General features: G+C 74.8%; 4 protein-coding genes and 1 pseudogene. All 5 read right to left on the reverse strand.

Annotated elements, in window-relative coordinates; translation table 11 throughout:
* Positions 1–390: 390 nt before the first annotated feature.
* Positions 391–5814 (reverse strand): annotated as a pseudogene (locus MQV74_RS14470) (SDR family NAD(P)-dependent oxidoreductase); the annotation flags it as partial.
* Between the two features lie 51 nt (positions 5815–5865).
* A complete protein-coding gene (locus MQV74_RS14485; protein WP_278194149.1) occupies positions 5866–14274 on the reverse strand; it encodes a type I polyketide synthase in 8409 nt (2802 codons plus the stop codon).
* Positions 14275–14492: 218 nt separating this feature from the next.
* Complete coding sequence (locus tag MQV74_RS41160; RefSeq protein WP_242717716.1) at positions 14493–15698, reverse strand: acyl-CoA dehydrogenase family protein; 1206 nt, start codon at positions 15696–15698, stop codon at positions 14493–14495.
* A 233-nt stretch (positions 15699–15931) separates the two neighbouring features.
* On the reverse strand, positions 15932–17443 hold the full coding sequence (locus MQV74_RS14495; protein ID WP_242717719.1) for an MFS transporter: 1512 nt from the start codon (positions 17441–17443) through the stop codon (positions 15932–15934).
* A gap of 70 nt (positions 17444–17513) precedes the next feature.
* Positions 17514–20372: an aminotransferase class III-fold pyridoxal phosphate-dependent enzyme gene (locus tag MQV74_RS14500; RefSeq protein WP_242717721.1), complete on the reverse strand. Its 2859-nt coding sequence runs from the start codon at positions 20370–20372 to the stop codon at positions 17514–17516.
* Positions 20373–20378 lie beyond the last annotated feature (6 nt).

Raw genomic sequence — 20378 nt, forward strand, 5'->3', positions numbered from 1 at the left:
GGAATGCGAGCGGCCGTGAACCGAGCGGCCGGAAATCGGCCGCCCAGAACGCATCCGGCCGGAACTCGGCCGAAAACAAATGGAATTGGTCTGTGATTGCGCAGGAATGGCCCGCGCTATCGGGTAGCCTGACATGGGTGGCCTCCGTACCAGAAAACGAATGTGACTGGGTAGCGGAAGACTGACACGCTTTCCCTTGCGCGCGGTCATGCCACGGTAACCGCGCGCCCTTCAGGGGATTACCGCGCGATGGGCGCGGAATTGCCGCACGGCCGTGAAAAAAGCGAAGGGCCCGTTCGGAGCAGCGGCCGATGCCCCGAGCGGACCCTTCGCGGCTTTCGGGCCCGCCGCCCGCGGCGCCTCAGCGCGCGGTCACGGCGGGCCCCGCCCTCAACTGCCGTCCAGGAACTGGAAGAGCTCCTCGTCCGTCGCGTCCGTGACGTCGAGCCTCGGCCCGGACCTGTCGGCGTCCCTGAGCGTGCGCAGCCGTACCAGCAGGCCCTCGATCCGCTGCGCGATCTCGTCCCCGTCGGGCCCCGTCACCGAGGACGCCGTCAGGGCCGCGTCGACCCGGTCGAGCTCCGTGAGGACCGAACCCGGCGCGGGGCGCGGGGCCCGGTCCGCGAGCTCGCGGATCAGCTCACGGGCCACCGCTTCGGCCGTCGGGTGGTCGAACACCAGCGTCTGCGGCAGCCGCATGCCGGTCTCCGCGCCGAGGCGGTTGCGGAACTCCACGGCCGCCACCGAGTCGACGCCCAGCTCGGAGAACGCCCGGTCGGGAGCCACCGTCCGGCCCGCCGGATAGTCCAGGACGCGGGCCATCTCCGTGCACACCAGGTCGAGGAGGACCTCGTAGCGGTCGTCCTCCGGCAGCCCGGCGAGCCGGTCGAGGAGGGAGCCCGCGCTCACCGGCGCCGGGCGCGCGGGGCGCGGGGCCGCGCCCCGGCCCGCGAGCCGCCGCAGGATCGGCGGCACGTCCGCCTGGGCACGCATCGACGCCAGGTCGAGCGCCACCGGCACCAGGACCGGCTCGTCCAGGCCGAGCGCGGCGTCGAGGAGCGCCACGCCCTGCTCCGACGAGGACAGCGTCACGCCGAACCGGGCCAGCCTGGCCAGGTCCATGTCGGAAAGGTGCTCGGTCATCGTGCTGCGCTCGGCCCACATGCCCCACGCCAGGGACACACCGGGCAGGCCCCGGGCCCGGCGGTGCTGCGCGAGGGCGTCCAGATAGGCGTTGCCCGCCGCGTAGTTGGCCTGGCCCGCCGGGCCGATCAGACCGGACATCGACGAGAAGAGGACGAACGCCGACAGGTCGAGGCCGCGGGTCAGCTCGTGCAGGTTCCACGCGGCGACCATCTTGGGGCTGAGCACCGCGTCGAGCCGCTCCGGGCTCAGCTCGGTGAGCACCCCGTCGTCGACGACGCCGGCCGCGTGCACGACCGCCGTCAGCGGGGCCTCGGCGGGGACGTCCGCGAGGACGCGGGCGAGCGCGGCCCGGTCGGAGGTGTCGCAGGCGGCGAGGGCGACCTCGGCCCCCAGCTCCGTCAGCTCGGCCGCCAGCTCGACGCCGCGCGGCGAGTCCGCGCCCGCGCGGCTGACCAGGACCAGGCGCCGTACGCCGTGCGCGCTCACCAGGTGCCGGGCCACGACCCCGCCGAGCGTTCCGGTGCCGCCGGTGACGAGCACCGTACCGGCGCCGAACGCCCCCGCGGGCGCGGTGGAGCCGCCCGCTTCGGCCCGGGCGAGACGGGGCACGAGGACCCGGCCCCGGCGGAGGGCGAGCTGCGGCTCCTGGCCGAGCAGCGCGGCGAGTTCGCCCCACGCCACGGCCCCGGCCGCCGCCTCGTCCACGTCCACCAGGGCGAACCGGCCCGGGCTCTCCGTCTGCGCCGAGCGCACCAGGCCCCACACGCCCGCCTGGGCGAGCCCGTCGACCGGCTCCCCGGCGGCGGTGGCGACCGCGCCCTCGGTCACCAGGGCCAGCGTGCCGAAGGCACACCGCGGGTCCGCGAGCCACTCCTGCATGACGGCGAGGACCTCGGCGGTGACCTGCCGGGCGTCGGGCCCGTCCGGGCAGCGCAGGAACACCACGCCCGGGTCGTCGGGAACCTCCGCCACCTCCCGTACGAGCGTCCAGCGGGCGGCGGCGGCCGCCTCGGCGGGCGCGGCCGACCAGTCGACGCGGAACATCGAGTCCGCGGGCGCGCCCGGCCCGTCGGCGGGCATCTGCCGCACCCGCAGCGCGTCGACCGACGCCACCGGCACCCCGGCGGCGTCCGCCAGCTGCACCGAGACCGCATCCGCTCCCGCGCCCGCCATCCGCACCCGCAGCGCGGCCGCCCCGGCCGCCGAGAGGGACACGCCCGACCAGGCGAACGGCAGGACCGCGCCGTCCGGCCCGTCGAGGAAGTCGCCGAACCAGATGGTGTGCAGGGCCGCGTCGAGCAGCGCCGGGTGCAGCCCGAACCGGTCCGCGTCGGCCGCGGCCTCCGCGGGCAGGGCGACCTCGGCGAACACCTCGTCGCCGCGCCGCCACAGCGCCGTGAGCCCCTGGAACACCGGGCCGTAGTCGTAGCCGCGCGCGGCGAGACCGGCGTACAGGTCGTCCAGCGGGACCTCCCGCGCCCCCTCCGGCGGCCACACCGCTGCGTCGAAGCCCGCGGGCTGGGCCCAGTCGGCCAGCGATCCCTCGGCGTGCCGGACCCACTCGCCGCCCTCCACCTGGGCGTGCACCGACACCGCCCGGCGGCCGGACCCGTCGCCGTCCTCGACCACGACCTGGACGCGGGCCCCGGTCCGCTCGCCGATGACCAGCGGGGCGTGCAGCGTCAGTTCGTCGAGCAGGCCGCAGCCGACCTCGCGGCCCGCGCGCAGGACCATCTCCACGAACGCCGCGCCGGGCACCACCACCCGGCCGAACACCGCGTGGTCGGCCAGCCACGGCTGGGTCTCCAGGGAGAGCCGTCCGGTCAGGACCGTCGCGCCGGACTCCGGCAGCGAGAGGACCGCGCCGAGCAGCGGGTGCTCCCCCGCGGTCAGGCCCGCGGCCCGCAGGTCCCCGGCCGCCGCCGTCACGTCCATCCAGTACCGCTCGCGCTGGAAGGCGTACGTCGGCACCTCCACGGCGCGCGCGCCGGACCCGGCGAACACCTGCTGCCAGTCCGCCTCCACGCCGTGCACGTACACCGCGGCGAGCGCGGTCAGCGCCGTGGCCGCCTCCGGCCGTTCGGCGCGCAGGACCGGCACCACGACCGGCGCGGGCTCCCCGTCCCGCTCCGCGAGGCAGCCCTCCGCCATGGTGGTCACCGCGGCGTCGGGGCCCGCGCCGACGAACCGGGTGACCCCGTCGTCCTGGAGGCGGCGCACCGCGGCGGCGAACCGCACCGGCTCGCGGACCTGGCGCACCCAGTACTCCGGCGAGCACACCTCCCGCGCCGTCAGCGGCTCACCGGTGACGGTCGACACGATCGGCAGGACCGGCTCGTGGAAGGCCACACCGGCGAGCACCTCGCGGTAGGGCTCCAGCATCGGGTCCATCAGGGGCGAGTGGAAGGCGTGGCTCACCCGCAGCCGCTTGGTGCGCCGGCCGAGGGCCGCGAAGTGCCCGGCGACCGCGAGGACCGCCTCCTCCGCCCCCGAGACCACCACGGACCGGGGCCCGTTGACGGCGGCGATGCCCGCCCCTTCGCCGGGGGCGCCCGCCCCGTCGCCCGGGGTGCCCGCTCCTTCGCCCGGGGTGCCCGTCAGGGCCTCGGCGACCTCCTCCTCGGTGGCCTGCACCGACACCATCGCGCCGCCCTCGGGCAGCCGCTCCATCAGCCGGCCGCGCGCCGCCACCACGCGGCACGCGTCCTGAAGCGTCCACAGGCCCGCGACGAACGCCGCCGCGAGCTCACCGATCGAGTGCCCGGCCAGGACCTCGGGGCGTACGCCCCACGAGCCGAGGAGCCGCGCCAGGGCCACCTCGACCGCGAACAGCGCGGGCTGCGCCCAGCCCGTCCGGTCGAGCAGCCCGGCTTCCGCGTCCGGCCCCGCGAACAGCACCTCGCGCAGCGGCCGGTCGAGCAGTCCGTCGAACCCGGCGCACACCTCGTCGAGCGCCGCCGCGAACACCGGGAACGCCGCGTACAACTCGCGGCCCATGCCGAGCCGCTGGGTGCCCTGCCCGGCGAACACGAAGGCGGTGCGGCCGCCGTGGACGACGCCGCGCACCACGCCCGAGCCCGCGCCGCCGCCCGCGATCGCCCGCAGGCCCGCGAGCAGCCCCTCCTGGTCCTTCGCCACCACGGCGGCCCGCTGCTCGAACGCCGTCCGGGTGGTCGCGAGGGTGAACCCGGCGTCCAGCGGGTCCAGGGAGTCCACCGCGGCGAGCAGCTGCCGGGCCTGGGCGGCGAGGGCCTCGGGGGTCCTGGCGGACAGCACCAACGGCACGGCGGGCAGCGGCACTTGCTCCGCCTGCTCGGTCTCCTCCGCCTCGGGGGCCTGCTCCAGGACGAGGTGCGCGTTGGTGCCGCTGATGCCGAACGAGGACACCGCGGCCCGGCGCGGCTCGCCGGTCACCGGCCACTCGCGCCGCTCGGTCAGCAGGTTCACCGCCCCCGTCGACCAGTCGACGTGCGACGACGGGGTGTCCACGTGCAGGGTCCGGGGCAGGACGCCGTGCTGGAGCGCGAGGACCATCTTGATCACGCCGCCGACCCCGGCCGCGGCCTGGGTGTGCCCGATGTTGGACTTGAGCGAGCCGAGCCACAGGGGACGGTCGCGCTCGGCGCCGTAGGTGTCGAGGACGGCCTGCGCCTCGATGGGGTCGCCGAGGCTGGTGCCGGTGCCGTGCGCCTCGACGGCGTCGACGTCCGCGGTGGTCAGGCCCGCGTTCTCCAGGGCCTGCCGGATCACCCGCTGCTGCGCCGGGCCGTTGGGCGCGGTCAGGCCGTTGGACGCGCCGTCCTGGTTGACCGCGCTGCCGCGCACCACGGCGAGGACCGGGTGGCCGAGCCGCCGGGCGTCCGAGAGCCGCTCCACCAGGAGCATCCCGGCGCCCTCGGCCCAGCCGGTGCCGTCGGCCGCGTCGGCGAAGGACTTGCAGCGCCCGTCCGGGGACAGGCCGCGCTGCCTGCTGAAGGCGACGAGCATGCCCGGCGTCGACATCACCGTGGCGCCGCCCGCGAGCGCCATCGTGCACTCCCCCCGGCGCAGCGACTGCACCGCCAGGTGCAGCGCCACGAGCGACGAGGAGCACGCCGTGTCGACGGTGACCGCGGGGCCCTCGAACCCGAAGGTGTACGCGATCCGCCCGGAGGCGACGCTGTTGGTGGTGCCGGTCAGCAGATGCGCCTCCGCGCCGCCGACGGCCTGGTGCAGCCGGGGCCCGTAGTCCGGGGCCATGGCGCCCGCGAACACCCCGACCCGGGCTCCGCGCAGCGAGGCCGGGCGCACCCCGGCCCGCTCCAGGGCCTCCCAGGAGGTCTCCAGGAGGAGGCGCTGCTGCGGGTCCATCGCCACCGCCTCGCGCGGCGAGATGCCGAAGAACTCCGGGTCGAAGTCCGTGGCCCCGCGCAGGAACCCGCCGCGCCGGGTGTAGGTGCGGCCCGGTGTGTCGGGGTCCGGGTCGTACAGCGCGTCGCCGTCCCAGCCCCGGTCTGCGGGGAACACGGTGATCGCGTCGCCGCCCGCGTCGAGCAGCCGCCACAGCTCCTCCGGCGAGCCGACGTCGCCGGGGAAGCGGCAGCCCATGCCGACGACGGCGATCGGTTCCCGGCTCGCCCGCTCGGCGTCCGACAACCGCTGCTTGGTCTGCTGCAGTTCGGCCGTGACCCGCTTGAGGTAGTCGACCAGCTTCTCTTCGTTACTCACAAGACCCCCGCTTCAGGACGTGCCAAGTTCGCCATCGATGAGATCGAAGAGCTCCGCGAGCTCAAGACCGTCGAGCTCGCCGCCCGGCGGCGCGGACTCCGGTGCCGCCGCGGCCGGTTCGGGTACGGCGGGTGCGGCCGGGCCGAGCGCGGCGCCGATGTGCGCGGCGAGCGCCGACGGCGTCGGGTAGTCGAACACCAGGGTCGCCCGCAGCCGAAGGCCGGTCGCCGTGCCCAGGCGGTTGCGCAGCTCCACGGCCGTCAGGGAGTCGAAGCCGAGCTCCTTGAAGGTGCGGGCCGGGTCGACCCCGCCCGGTGCGCCGTGGGCCAGGACGGTCGCGGTGTGCTCGCGCACCAGGGCGAGGAGGGCCTCCGCGCGCTCCTCGGCGGACAGCGCGGCCAGGCGCTCGCCGAGCGGGGCGGCACCGGCGGGGCCGCCCGTCGCCGCCGCCGTGCGGCGGACCCGCTCGCGGACCACGCCGCGCAGCAGCGCGGGCACCGCTCCCTGGGCCCGTACGGCCGCCGGGTCGAGGCGGGCCGGGACGAGCAGGGGCGTGCCGGAGGACACCGCCGCGTCGAAGAGGGCCAGGCCCTCCGCCGACGTCAGCGGCGCGAGTCCGGTGCGCCGCATCCGGCTCAGGTCGGCGTCCGCGAGGTGGCCGGTCATGCCGCTGGCCTCGGCCCACAGGCCCCAGGCGAGCGACACGCCGGGCAGGCCCCGCGCGGCGCGGCGCTGGGCGAGGGCGTCGAGGAACGCGTTGGCGGCGGCGTAGTTCGCCTGCCCCGGGAGGCCGAGGATCCCGGCGACCGAGGAGAACAGGACGAACATCGACAGGTCGAGCCCGAGGGTCAGTTCGTGCAGGTTGAGGGCCGCGTCGACCTTGGGCCTGAGGACCCGGCGCAGCTGCTCGGGCCGCATCGCCTCCAGCACGCTGTCGTCGAGCAGCCCCGCGGCGTGCACGACGCCGGTCAGCGGCCGGTCGGCTGGGACCGCCGCGAGGAGCGCGGCCAGGGCGTCCCGGTCGGCGATGTCACAGGCCGCCACGGTGACGTCCGCGCCCAGCCCGGTCAGCTCGGCGGCGAGTTCGGCGGCGCCGGGGGCGTCGGGGCCGCGCCTGCTGGTGAGCAGCAGACGCGTGGCGCCGTACCGGGTCACCAGGTGCCGGGCGAAGAGCCCGCCGAGGGTGCCGGTGGCGCCGGTGACGAGGACCGTGCCCCGCGCGAGCTCGGGGCGGGCCGTGGGCAGGCCCGTGGCGCGGGCGAGCCTGGGCACGAGCAGCCGCCCTTCGCGCAGCGCCAGCTGGGGTTCGGCCGCGGCCAGGGCGGTGGAGAGGGCCGCGGTGGACGCCGCGTGGGTGTCCAGGTCGACGACCGCGAAGCGGTCGGGGTGCTCCCGCTGCGCGGTGCGGACCATGCCCCACGCCGTGGCGCCCGCGATGCCCAAGCTCTCCTCGGGGTGTGCCGCGTCGGGCCGTCGGTCGTCTGCGGACTCGCCGTGGCTGGTCGCGCAGTTCCCCGCGCCCCTGACGGGCGCTCCCCTTGCGGGCTCGTCCACCGCCAGCGCGTCCCGTGTGACGAAGACCAGCTTCGACGCCGCGAACCGGTCGTCGGCCAGCCACTCCTGGATCAGGCTCAGCGCGCGGCCCGCGACGGCGTGGGCATCGGCCTCGGTGACCGGGGCGAGGACGGTCTGCGGCACCGGGCCCGCGGCGGCGAGCGCGCCGAGGTCGGCGTGGCGGGGCGCGCCGGTCGCGAGGTCGTCGGGGCCGACGGCCGCCCACGTCGGAGCCGCTGCGGGTGCCTCGGGTGCGCGCGCCTCGGTCCAGTCCACGCGGAACAGCGCGTCCGGGGGCCCCGCGGTCAGCTCGCCCGCGGGCATCGGCCGCAGCGCGAGGGCCTCCACCGAGGCCACCGGCGCCCCGGAGGCGTCGGCGAGCCGCAGCGCGAGGGTGTCCGGGCCGTCCGGGGCGATCCACACGCGCAGCGCGGCCGCGCCGGTGGCGCGCAGCGACACGCCCTGCCAGGAGAACGGCAGGCGGCAGTCCGGGCCGTCCCCGACGGCGGCGTGCAGGGCCGCGTCGAGCAGCGCCGGGTGCAGCCCGAACCGGCCCGCGTCCGCCGCGGCCTCCTCGGGCAGGGCGACCTCGGCGAACACCTCGTCGCCCCGCCGCCACCAGGAGCGCAGGCCCTGGAACGCCGGGCCGTAGTGGTAGCCGAGCCGGGTCCAGCGGTCGTAGCCGCCGTCCCAGTCCACCGCGACGGCGCCCGGCGGCGGCCACGCGCTCAGGTCGAACTCCTCGGCGGGGCCCGAGGCGAGCAGGCCGCTCGCGTGCCGGGTCCAGCCGCCGGAGCCGTCCGCCGGGCGGGCGTGGACGGCCAGGGCGCGGCGGCCGTACTCGTCCTCGTCGCCGACCGTGACCCGGACGGCGACCGCGCCGTGCTGCGGCAGGACCAGCGGCACCTCGCAGGTCAGGTCCGCCACCTGGTCGCAGCCGACCTCGTCGCCCGCGCGGATCGCCAGTTCGGCGAAGGCCGCGCCGGGCAGGACCACCGTGTCACCGAGCCCGTGGTCGGCCAGCCAGGCCTGAGACCGCAGGGAGAGCTGTCCGGTCAGGACGACGCCGCCGGAGTCGGGCAGTTCCACCACCGCGCCGAGCAGCGGGTGGTCGGCGGCGGCGAGGCCCGCGGCCTCGACGTCCGCCGTCGCGTCGGTGCGTGCGGGCTCCAGCCAGTAGCGCCGCCGCCGGAACACGGAGGTGGGGACGTCGACGGGCCGGGCGCCGGGGAAGACGGCCCGCCAGTCGGGGCGCACGCCGCGTGCGTACGCCTCGGCGAGCGAGGTCAGGAAGCGTTCCGGGCCGCCGTCGTCGCGGCGCAGGGAGCCGACGGCGACCGCGTGGTCGACCAGGTCCTCGACCGCGGTCGTCAGTGCCGGATGCGGGCTGACCTCGACGAACACCGAGTGCCCCCGCTCGGCGAGCACGCCCACGGTCTCGGCGAAGCGGACCTGCCGGCGCAGATTGCGGTACCAGTACGCGCCGTCGAGAGCGGTGGTGTCCAGGACGTCGGCGGTGACCGTCGAGTAGAAGGGGATCGCCGCGGGGCGCGGTGTGAGGCCGGTGAGCAGCGCGGCGAGGTCGTCGGCGATCCGCTCCACGGGCGCCGAGTGCGACGCGTAGTCCACCGGGAGCCGCTTGACGCGCACCCCGTCGGCCTCGCAGGAGGCGACGAGTTCGTCGAGGGCGTCCAGCGCCCCGGCGACGACGACCGCCCCCGGGCCGTTCACGACGGCCACGGAGATGCGGCCCTGCCACCGGTGCAGCCGGGCGGCGGCCGCGTCCTCGGACAGGGCGACCGAGACCATGCCGCCGGTGCCGGACAGGGCCAGGATGGCCTTGCTGCGCAGGGCGACGACCTTCGCCGCGTCCGCGAGGTCGAGGGCCCCGGCGACGCAGGCGGCCGCGATCTCGCCCTGGGAGTGGCCCACCACGGCGGCGGGCTCCACGCCGTAGGAGCGCCACAGCGCGGCGAGGGACACCATCACCGCGAACAGCGCGGGCTGGACGACGTCCACCCGCTCCAGGGCCGCGGCGTCGCGCAGCACCTCGAACAGGTCCCAGTCGACGTGCGGGGCCAGGGCCTCGGCGCACGCCCGCATCGACGCGGCGAACACCGGGGCCGCATCGAGGAGTTCCACCGCCATTCCGGCCCACTGCGAGCCCTGGCCGGGGAAGACGAACACGATCCCGCCCGGCTCGCGCGCGGTGCCGCGCACCACGCCGGGGGCGTCGCTGCCCTCGGCGAGCGCCGCGAGGCCCCGGCGCCGCGCGGGCAGGTCCGCGGCGACGACGGCGGCCCGGTGCGGCAGTCCGGAACGGGCGGCGGCCAGCGCGAACCCGGCGTCCACCGGGTCGAGGCCGGGGTGCGTGTCCAGGAAGGACAGCAGGGCCGCCGCCTGGTCCGCGACGGCGTCCTGCGCGCTCGCGGAGAGCACCCAGGGCAGCACGGGTCCGGGCTCCGGGCGCGCCGACGGGGGCCGCGCCTCCTGCTGCTCCTGCTCCTGCTCCTGCTCCTGCTCCTGCTCCTGCGGGGCCTGTTCGATGACGACGTGGGCGTTCGTGCCGCTGATGCCGAAGGAGGACACCCCGGCCCGGCGCGCCCGGCCGGTCTCCGGCCACCGGCGCGCCTCGGTCACCAGCTCGAGGCCGCCCGCGGCCCAGTCCACGTGCGGCGTCGGCTCGTCGACGTGCAGGGTCCGCGGGACCGTGCCGTGCCGCAGGGCCTGCACCATCTTGATCACCCCGGCCACGCCCGCGGCGGCCTGGGCGTGGCCGATGTTCGACTTCAGGGAGCCGAGCAGCAGCGGGCGTTCCGGTGCCCGGCCGCGGCCGTACGTGGCCGCGAGCGCCTCGGCCTCGATCGGGTCGCCGAGCGTCGTGCCGGTGCCGTGCGCCTCGATCACGTCGACGTCGGCGGCGGACATCCCGGCACCGGCGAGGGCTTGGCGGATGACGCGTTCCTGGGCGACGCCGTTCGGCGCGGTGAGGCCGTTGGACGCGCCGTCCTGGTTGACCGCGCTGCCACGCACCACGGCGAGGACGCGGTGCCCGTTGCGCCGCGCGTCCGAGAGCCGTTCGAGCACCACGGTGCCCGCGCCCTCGGCCCAGCCGGTGCCGTCGGCCGCGGCGGCGAACGCCTTGCACCGGCCGTCCTCGGAGAGGCCGCGCTGCCTGCTGAACTCCACGAACATGCCGGGCGTCGACATCACCGCGACGCCTCCGGCGAGGGCCAGCGAGCACTCCCCCGCGCGCAGGGCCTGCGCGGCCAGGTGCAGCGCCACGAGGGACGAGGAGCACGCGGTGTCCACGGTGACGGCGGGGCCCTGGAGGCCGAGCGTGTAGGCGATGCGCCCGGAGGCCACGCTGATGGTGCTGCCGGTGAGGCGGTAGCCGTCGGACTCGGCGTGCGCGGCGTGCAGCCGGGGGCCGTAGTCCTGCGCCATCGCCCCGACGAACACGCCCACGGACGCGCCGCGCTGCCCCGCGGGGTCGAGCCCGGCCCGCTCCAGGGCCTCCCAGGACGTCTCCAGGAGGAGGCGCTGCTGCGGGTCCATGGCGAGGGCCTCGCGGGGCGAGATGCCGAAGAACTCGGGGTCGAACTGGTCGGCGTCGTGCAGGAATCCGCCGTGCCGGGCATAGGACGTGCCCGCCCGGTCCGGGTCGGGGTCGTAGAGCCGGTCGGTGTCCCAGCCCCGGTTGGCGGGGAACTCGGAGATCGCGTCGGTCCCGTCAAGGACGAGGCGCCACAGGTCCTCCGGCGAGGCGACGCCGCCGGGGAGGCGGCAGGCCATCCCGACGATCGCGATGGGCTCGTCGGCCGCCGCGGCGACGGCGGGGACCACGTCGCCCGTGGCCCGCTCGCCGCCCGGCACCAACGTCAGCAGGTGGTCGGCGAGTTGTGCCGGTGTCGGGTGGCCGAACAGCGTCCCCGCCGGGAGGGCGAGGCCGGTCGCCGTGCTCAGCCTGTCCCGGAGCTCCACCAGGGACAGCGAGTCGAAGCCGAGCTCCTTGAAGGTCGTGCCGGGCTCCACCGCATCGCCGTCCGCGTGTCCGAGCACGACCGCGACCGTCGACCGTACGAGGGCCAGCAGCTCGGGCCCGGCGGGGAGGGCGGGGGCCGCCGCCGCGGCGGCCGTCGGGGGCTCGGCGCCCGGGGCCTCGGGGAGGGCGGGGGCCGCGGGTCCGGCCGTGGCCTCGGCCAGCCAGTACCGCTCGCGCTGGAAGGCGTACGTGGGCAGGCGCAGCGTACGGGCGCCGCGCAGGGCGAAGACGCGCGACCAGCCCACCTCGGCGCCGCGCGCGTGGAGTTCGGCGAGCGAGGTGAGGAACCGCTCGGGGCCGCCCTCGCCCCGGCGCAGCGAGCCGGTGACGACGGCGGACGCGACGCCGGCCCGCTCCACCGTCTCCCGCAGCGGCGGCACGAGCACCGGGTGCGGGCTGCACTCGACGAACACGCCGTGCCCGTCGCGCACCAGCGCCTCGGTCGCCCGCTCCAGCTCCACCGTCCGGCGCAGATTGCGGTACCAGTACGCCGCGTCGAGCTCGGCGGTGTCCAGCAGGCCGCCGGTCACCGTGGAGTAGAACGGCACCGCCGACGTCCTCGGGCGGATCCCTTCGAGGACGGTGCGGAGGCGCTCCTCGATCTGTTCCACGTGGGCCGAGTGGGACGCGTAGTCGACGGCGATCCTGCGGGTCTCGACGCCTTCCCCGGTCCACCGTTCGACGAGCCGGTCCAGGGCGTCGGCGTCGCCCGAGAGCACCACCGACGAGGGGCCGTTGGCCGCGGCGATCGACACCGCGCCGTGCCACTCGGCGATCCGGTCGCGCACCTCGGCGGCGGAGCGCAGGACCGACACCATGCCGCCGCGCCCGGAGAGGGCGAGGATGGCCTGGCTGCGCAGCGTCACGACGCGCGCGGCGTCCTCCAGGGACAGGGCGCCCGCCACGCAGGCGGCGGCGATCTCGCCCTGGCTGTGCCCGACGACCGCCGCGGGCTCGACCCCGCAGGAGCGCCACGCGGCGGCCAGGGACACCATCACGGCGAACAGCGCGGGCTGGACGACGTCCACCCGCTCCAGGGCCGCCGCGTCGCGAAGGACCGCGTCGAGGGACCAGTCGACGTAGGGCGCGAAGGCCTCCTCGCACGCGCGCATCGACGCGGCGAACTCCGGTACGGACTCCAGGAGTCCGACGGCCATGCCCGCCCACTGCGAGCCCTGCCCGGGGAAGACGAACACCGTCTTGCCGGGCGCTGTCGCCTGGCCCTCGACCACTCCGGCGACGGCCGCGCCGGAGGCGAACGCGGCCAGGCGGCCGCGGAGTTCGGCCCGGTCGCCGCCGGTCACGACGGCGCGGTGCCGGAAGGCGGTCCGGGTAGTGGCGAGGGACAGGCCGATGTCCGCGGCGGGCGCCGTCGGTTGGCCGTCGACGAAGGAGAGGAGCTGGGCGGCCTGGGCGCGCAGCGCTTCGGGGGTACGGCCGGAGACCGGCCAGGCGAGGGCGGCGGGGGCCGGGCGCTCGTCGACGGCCGGGGCGCCGGTCCGGTCGGCGGTCGGGGCGGCGGTCGGGGCGGCGGTCGGGGCGGTCGCGGCACCGGTCGCCGGGGGCTCGCTGACCACCAGGTGGCAGTTCGTGCCGCCCATGCCGAACGAGCTCACCCCGGCCACCAGCGGCCGGTCGGGATCGGGCCACGGCGTCAGCTCGGTCTGCACCCGCAGGCGCAGCTCGTCCAGGGGGATGTCCGCGGGCGGCGCGGTGAAGTGCAGGCTCGGCGGCAGCTGCCGGTGGCGGATGCTGAGGACCACCTTGAGCAGCCCGGCGATGCCGCCCGCGCCCTCCAGGTGCCCGATGTTGGACTTGACCGAGCCCACCGCGAGCGGGGCATCCGGCTGCCGGGCGTGGCCCAGGGCGGCGCCGAGCGCGGCGGCCTCGATGGGGTCGCCCACCCGGGTGCCGCTGCCGTGCAGCTCCACGTACTGCACGCCGCGCAGGGCGAGACCGGCGCGCCGGTACGCCTGCCGGACGACCTCCGCCTGCGCGGACCCGCTCGGCACGGTCAGGCCCGCGTGCTCGCCCTCGCCCGCGCCGTCGTTGTTCATGGCGCCGCCGTTGAGGACGCAGTAGACGTCGTCGCCGTCGGCGAGGGCGTCGGCCAGCGGCTTGAGCACCAGGGCGCCGCCGCCCTCGCCCCGGACGAACCCATTGGCCCGCTCGTCGAAGGTGAAGCAGCGGCCGTCCGGCGACAGGCCGCCGAAGCGGGCCGCGCCGAGCGTCGTCTCGGCCAGGATGTTGAGGTTCACGCCCCCCGCGATGGCGACACCGCACTCCCCGCGGCGCAGGCTCTCGCACGCCATGTGGACGGCCACGAGCGAGGAGGACTGCGCGGTGTCGACGGCGAGGCTCGGCCCGCGCAGGCCGAGGTGGTGCGAGACGCGGTTGGCGATGATGCTCCGGCGGGTGCCGGTCATCGTGTGGCGGCCGATGCCGGCCTCGCCCAGGCGGTCCTGGAGCGCCGCGTAGTCGTCCCACATGACGCCGACGAACACGCCGGTGTCGCCGCCGCCGAGCGTGGCGGGGACGATCCGGGCGTCCTCAAGGGCCTCCCAGGACAGTTCCAGCATCAGGCGCTGCTGCGGGTCCATCGCGGCGGCCTCGCGCGGCGAGATGCCGAAGAACGAGGCGTCGAACCGGTCGATGCCCTCGACGAACCCCCCGAGCCGGTGCGGCAGTTCGGCGCCGCGCCAGCGGTCGTCGGGGGCCTCGCGGATCGCGTCGGTCCCGGTCCGCAGCACGTGCCAGAACTCGTGGCCGTCACTGGCCCCAGGGAACCGACAAGCCAATCCGACCACGGCGATCTGTCTCATGCCGTGCAGTCAACAATGCCTTCCGACGGCCCGGCTTGTCGCCGGGTCCCAAAACGCGATGCGGAATCTGGTGGCAGGGAACAGCGGCGAACAGGAAGACCTCTATAAAAAGGCGCACCGGCATTATCCAGTGACCGTATTCTTTCGGCCACGGATAATACCGGCGCGCGGGCGACACACGGGTCCGGCCGCCCATTTGAGGGGCCGGATCCACGGCGTCAGTAGAGCAGGGTCACCGCCGGGTGCACATCGAGGACGGCACGGCTGTAGTCCTCCAGGATGAGCGGCGCGTTCAGCGCGTTGTGCCGGCTCATCACCGCGATGTCGCGCCACAGGCGCTGCAGCGGGTTCGAGAGGGCGAACGCGCTGCCGCCGACCGCGTCGAGGAGCTTCTCCACGCCCGCCCGCGACTTCTCCTGGGCGGACTTCTCGTGCATGCGGATCCGCGCCCGGTCCGCCCACGGCATCTGCTGGGTCTCAGGAATGCCGTCGAGCGCCCTGCCGACCTCCGTCAGATGCAGCTGGGCGGTCTCGATGAGGTGCGCGGCCTCGCCGAACCACATCTGCACCGAGGGCGCGTCCGCGGCCCGCTCGAAGTTGGCGTACGTGATCGGACGGCCCTTGTCCAGGTGCGCCTTGGTGACCTCCAGGGCGCCGTGCGCCGCCCCGACGATCGCGGCCAGCGACTGCGCGCTGCCCTGGATGAGCATGCTGTCCCGGTGGTCCTCGCCCACGAGGTCCGTGAGGCTGAACGGGGTCGCCCGGCGCTCCGGGATGAACACGTCCTCGGCCACGACCGTGTGGGTGCCGGAGCCGGACAGGCCCGCGGAGTGCCAGGTCCGCTCGATCCGCAGGTCGCTCATGGGCACCACGACGCCCACGAGGTCCGTGGTCTGCTCGTCGCCGTCGTAGACGTGCACGACCGGGATGTACGCCCAGTCGGCGATCTCACAGCCCGAGCTCCACGGGAAGGTGCCGCTCACCTTGAACCCGCCCTCGGCGCGCCACGCCTTGGTCGTGGACAGGTGCGCCGTGGAGATCACGTACGCGTCGGGGTTGCCCTCGAACACGTCCTCCAGGGCGGTCTCCGGCAGCGCGTTCAGCGCGAACCGGGTCGACGCGGTGTCGATGGACAGGTTCCAGCCCGCGGAGCCGCAGGCCTTGCCGACCTCGACGATGATCGACAGGAGGTCGGGCATCGGCAGCTCGTAGCCGCCGAACCGGGTCGGCGTCGTGAGCCGGAAGAGACCGGCGTCCCGCAGCGCGACCACGACCTCCTCCGCGAGCCTGCGGTCCTGCTCGGTCTTCACCGCGTGCTCGCGGATCAGCGGAGCGAGCTCGCGGGCCCGGCGCAACAGCTCCGCCGCGTCCACCGCTGCCGCTCCGGTTGTGATGTCAGCCCGCTCACCGGCCACTGCTGTCACGAAGTCCTCCTCGGTAGGTCGCATCACTCCGTGCGGGCTAGTCAATCCAGTGGGGCCTCGCGGCCCCAGGGCCCGCCGATACCAAATGCGGCCGCCTCGCTGGTACTTGGGACCAAGTACCAGCGAGGCGGCCGTGGAGCTTCTTCGCCTGCGCGTGCGTCGTGGCTTGTCGCGCCCGCGCGGCGGAGCCGCATATCGACGCAGCCCCGCGCCCCTTCGGGGGCGCGCTGTCCTCACACCCCGGGGACGGGTGCGGCCTCCCCCAGCTCGGAGTCGGCCTGGGCCGTCACGTAGCGGTCGAAGAGGAGGCCGCAGATGACCGCCCCGGCGAGGAAGACCACCGCGCCCCAGAAGAACGCCGTGGTGTAGCTCTCCACGGACGCCTCCGCGGCGAGCTGCGGCGTGGGCTGCTTGCCCTCGACGAAGTTGTCCGCCGCGGTGATCGCCAGCGTGCTGAGCAGCGCGGTGCCGATCGAACCACCCACCTGCTGCACGGTGTTGACCAGGGCCGACGCGGCACCGGCGTCCTGCGGTTCGACCCCGACCGTGGCGACTGCCGCGCCCAGCGAGACCACCAGGCCGAAGCCGACGCCCGCGATGAAGATGGGCGCGAGGATGCCGGCGGCGTACGAGCTGTCGACGCTGAGCTGGCTGAGCCAGAACGAGCCCACGGCGGCGAGGATGAGACCCCCGGGGATCAGCACGCGCGAGCCGAGCTTCGGTTCGAGCACCGGCGGGATGGTGGTGGCGCCGATCGCGATGCCGACGATCATCGGCAGGAAGGCGAGACCGCTCTCGATCGCCGAGAAGTCCAGGATCAACTGGAGGTAGTAGGTCAGGAAGAGGAACTGGACGAACAGGCCGATGCCCAGCAGGAACATGCCCAGATACGCGCTGCCGCGGTTGCGGTGCAGCACGATCCGCATGGGGAGCAGCGGGGTGCGCGTACGGAGTTCGAACAGGACGAACGCGACAAGGAGGACACCGCCCGCCAGGAGCAGGCCCCACACGTCGGCGCCGCCCCACTCGCCGTCGTCGGCGTTGGACAGGCCGTAGGCCAGGCAGAACAGGCCGACGGAGGCCGTCACCGTGCCGGGCAGGTCGAGCTTGTCCGGACGGTGCTCCGCCTGCCGGTTGTGCATGGTCAGCATCGCGCCGACGAACACCGCCGCCGTGAAGATGACGTTGACGTACAGGCACCAGCGCCAGTCGAGCCAGTCGGTGAGGGCACCGCCGAGCAGCAGGCCGAGCGCGAGGCCGCCGCTGCCGAGCGCGCCGTAGACGCCGAAGGCCTTGACCCGTTCCTTCGGGTCCTTGAACACGGTCAGCAGGAACGACAGCGCGGCCGGTGCGACCAGGGCGGCGAAGGCGCCCTGCAGCGCGCGCGCCGTGATCAGCATGGAGAAGCCGTTGGCCGCGCCGCCGAGCACCGACATGATGCCGAAGCCGACGATGGAGATCATCAGCGACCGCTTGGCGCCGATCAGGTCGACGATCCTGCCGCCGATCAGCAGGAGGCTGCCGAAGGCGAGGGCGTAGGCCGTGACCACCCACTGCCGGTCGCCGTCGCCGAAGCCGAGGTCGGCCTGGGCCGACGGCAGCGCGATGTTGACGACCGTGGTGTCCAGGAAGATCGTGAACTGGGCGATACCGATGACGGCGAGGATTAACCAGCGCTTGGCGTAGTGCGGATCGGACGAGAGTTCCGCCGCCACCTTTGCTCCGGATTCTGCTGACTCTGACATTCCACTTACCCTTTGTCGATCAGGCCGGACCATCGGCCGATGGTCCGGCGAGCTGAATTCCCGGCAGACGTCAGGTGGAAATCGCCTCGAACCCGTGCTGCTGGGCGAGGTCGATGATTGCGTGCACCCGTTCCTGGGTAATGGCGCCTTCGCTCAACGTTCCGCCAGCGCCGGACAGGGCGAGGACGATTGCTTCCGCAGTCCCCGCCAGCAATTCACCCGTGTTCAATGGACCATTGAAACCACGCGGCAGAATAGTATCCTCCGGTACCGAAAGAACACCACCCCGTATGTAAAGCAAATCGTCCCGCCCGGCGACAATGGCTGATTCCGCACCGGTGCCGAAGAAGGAGAGATCGGCGACGATCGCGCCCTGCGCGAGATGCTTCTCCGCGAGAACCGGAACCGGACTCGAATGCGCCGCGATCACCGCGTGCGCATTCCGTGCCTCGGCGAGGTCGTCGGTCGCGACGACGAACGGGTTGACGTCATAGGAATCAGCGAGATGCGCGGCGACGGCCTCGGCGCTCGGCTCGTCACCGCGGCGCCCGTCGGCGAGCCACTTGGTGATGAGCGGCTCGGCGGACAGCGCCGCCGCGATGCCGCTCAGCTCGCCCCCGGCCGCGATCCGCGTCCACGCGTCCTGGTAGATCCGGTGCTCCGTGGCGCGCAGCCGCTCGGCCGAGCCCTCCCGGCCGCTGCCGACCAGGACGATCCGCGCGACGTACTCGGCGCTGAGCGCGGCGAGGGCGGAGCCCACGCGGCCGCCGCCGCCGACGACCGCGACGGTCAGCCCGGCCAGGTCGCCGAACCGGGCGAGCGCGGGCTGTTCGAGCGCGGCCAGGGTGGCGCCGACCGCGAGGGTGCTGCCCGCGGTCACCGTGACGCCGGGCACCCGCAGCGCGCTGCCGTGCTCGCTCACCGTGCCGAGGCCGAAGCCGATGCCGACGGTGTCGTGGCCGTCCGCCTTGGCCGCGCGCACCCGGCGGTCGAGGTCGAGGCCGATCAGGAAGGTCTGCCCGGTGGTCCGGTAGGCGCGCAGCTGGTGCTGCGACACCAGGAGCGGGTAGACGGTGAGGTCGACCGAGGTGCCCTGCGGGGACGTGTAGCGGACCGGGGCCGTCGCGGGCAGGTCCTTGAGCAGCTCCGAGCGCTGGACGTAGGCGAGCAGCGCCGCGTCGTCCAGGCCGGCGAGCGAGGGGTCGAGCTCCCGCAGCGTGTCCGGGGTCAGCGGGTAGCTGACGAGCGCGACCTTGTGGGTGGCCGCGTCATCGGCCTCCGGCGCGGCGGCCTCGGCCTGCCGCTCCGTCCGGAAGTCCTGGATCTCGCGCGGCCGGCCCGCGGCGCCGGTCAGCGGGTGGATCAGCGGCAGCGCGTCCTGGTGGCGCAGGATCTCGCAGACCGCGGTGAGGCCGGTGCGCAGCTGCTCGATCTCCTCGTCGGTGAGGTGGATCGAGGGCTCGATCCGCAGCATGTTGGGCACGCTGGCCGTCGGCCCGGTGCGGATGCGGTGGACCAGCTGGAGGTAGCTGCCGATCAGGAAGACCAGCAGGCCCGCGGCCGCCTTCTCGCGGATGACCGGGGAGGCGGCCTGGCTCTGGTCGGCGAACTCCAGGCCGATGAGCAGGCCCTTGCCGCGGACGTCGAGCACCACGTCGGGGTACTCCTCGGCCAGCTCGCGCAGCATGCCGAGGACGCGTTCGCCGCGCTCGGCGGCCAGGTCGTAGGCGGCCCCGCCGTCGGCTTCGAGGAGTTCGAGGGTGCGCAGGGCGATGGACGTGGTGAAGCCGTCCTTGGCGAAGGTCGAGCTGTGCACCAGCTCGAACTCGGGGCGGTAGCGCGACTGCCGGACCAGCATGGCGGAGGTCTTGCCGATGCCGCCGCCGAGGGACTTGCCGAGGAGGTAGTAGTCGCCGAGCAGCCCGATGTGGGAGCTCGCGAAGAACTTCCCGGTGCGGCCCATGCCGGTCTGGATCTCGTCGATGATCACCGGGCACCCGGCCGCGTCGCAGAGCTCCCGGACGCGGGCGGCGTACTCGGGCGTCAGCGCGTGGATCCCGCCCTCGCCCTGGATCGGCTCCACGATCAGCCCGCCGACGACGGGGAAGGGCCGCTCGACGAGGGTGACCCTGCCGTCCACGACCTCGACGTCGAGCGCGGCGACGCGGTGCTCGGCGAGGGCGCTCTCCAGCGCGGCCGCGTCGTTCGGCGGTACGAACGTCACGGGCAGGCCGAGCGAGGCGAACGCCGCGCGGAACGTCGGGTTGAAGGTGAACTGGGTGCTGCCGAGGAGCTTTCCGTGGAAGGCGCGCTCCAGGGCGAAGAACACCGGGCTCGTGCCCGCGAGGCCGATGTTGTGCGCGGCCACCGCGCCGAGCAGCGCGCCGAACTCCTCGGCGGTGGTCGGCACCGGCACGTCGCCGGGCAGCAGGGACGTGTCGTCGGGCAGCTGTGCGGAGCCGTCGCCCACGGCCTTCACGGCCGCGTCGACGTTCCACTCGACCTGCTCGAACAGGCTCTTCAGCCGCAGCACGCGGTCGAACTCGCAGTGCTTGACGGCCGCTTCGACGGCCTCCGCGCCGCTGTTGGCGAAGATCACCGGGTAGGGCTCGGCGCCGGGGAACTCCCGGCCGAGTATCCCGTTCAGGAGCGCGCCGACGCGGTCGGCGGTCGGGTGCTCGGAGAACTGCGAGTGCACGGGCACGCCCGTGTCGAGGAGCTCCTTGGCGTGCGCCACGATCTCCGGGTGGTTGTGGCCGAGCATGAGCGAGCCCCAGCCGCCGACCAGGTCGAGCACCGGCACCTCGGTGCCGCTCTCGTCCAGGTAGTACAGGGAGTTCTGCTCCGCCCGGACGTAACTGAGGTTCAGGCCGAAGGTGCCGAGCATGCCGGTCAGTAGGGCTTCGGCGTATCGGGTGGGTGAGTTCACCGTGTC

The sequence above is a fragment of the Streptomyces sp. AN091965 genome, assembly GCF_022698285.1.
Lineage (GTDB): Bacteria > Actinomycetota > Actinomycetes > Streptomycetales > Streptomycetaceae > Streptomyces.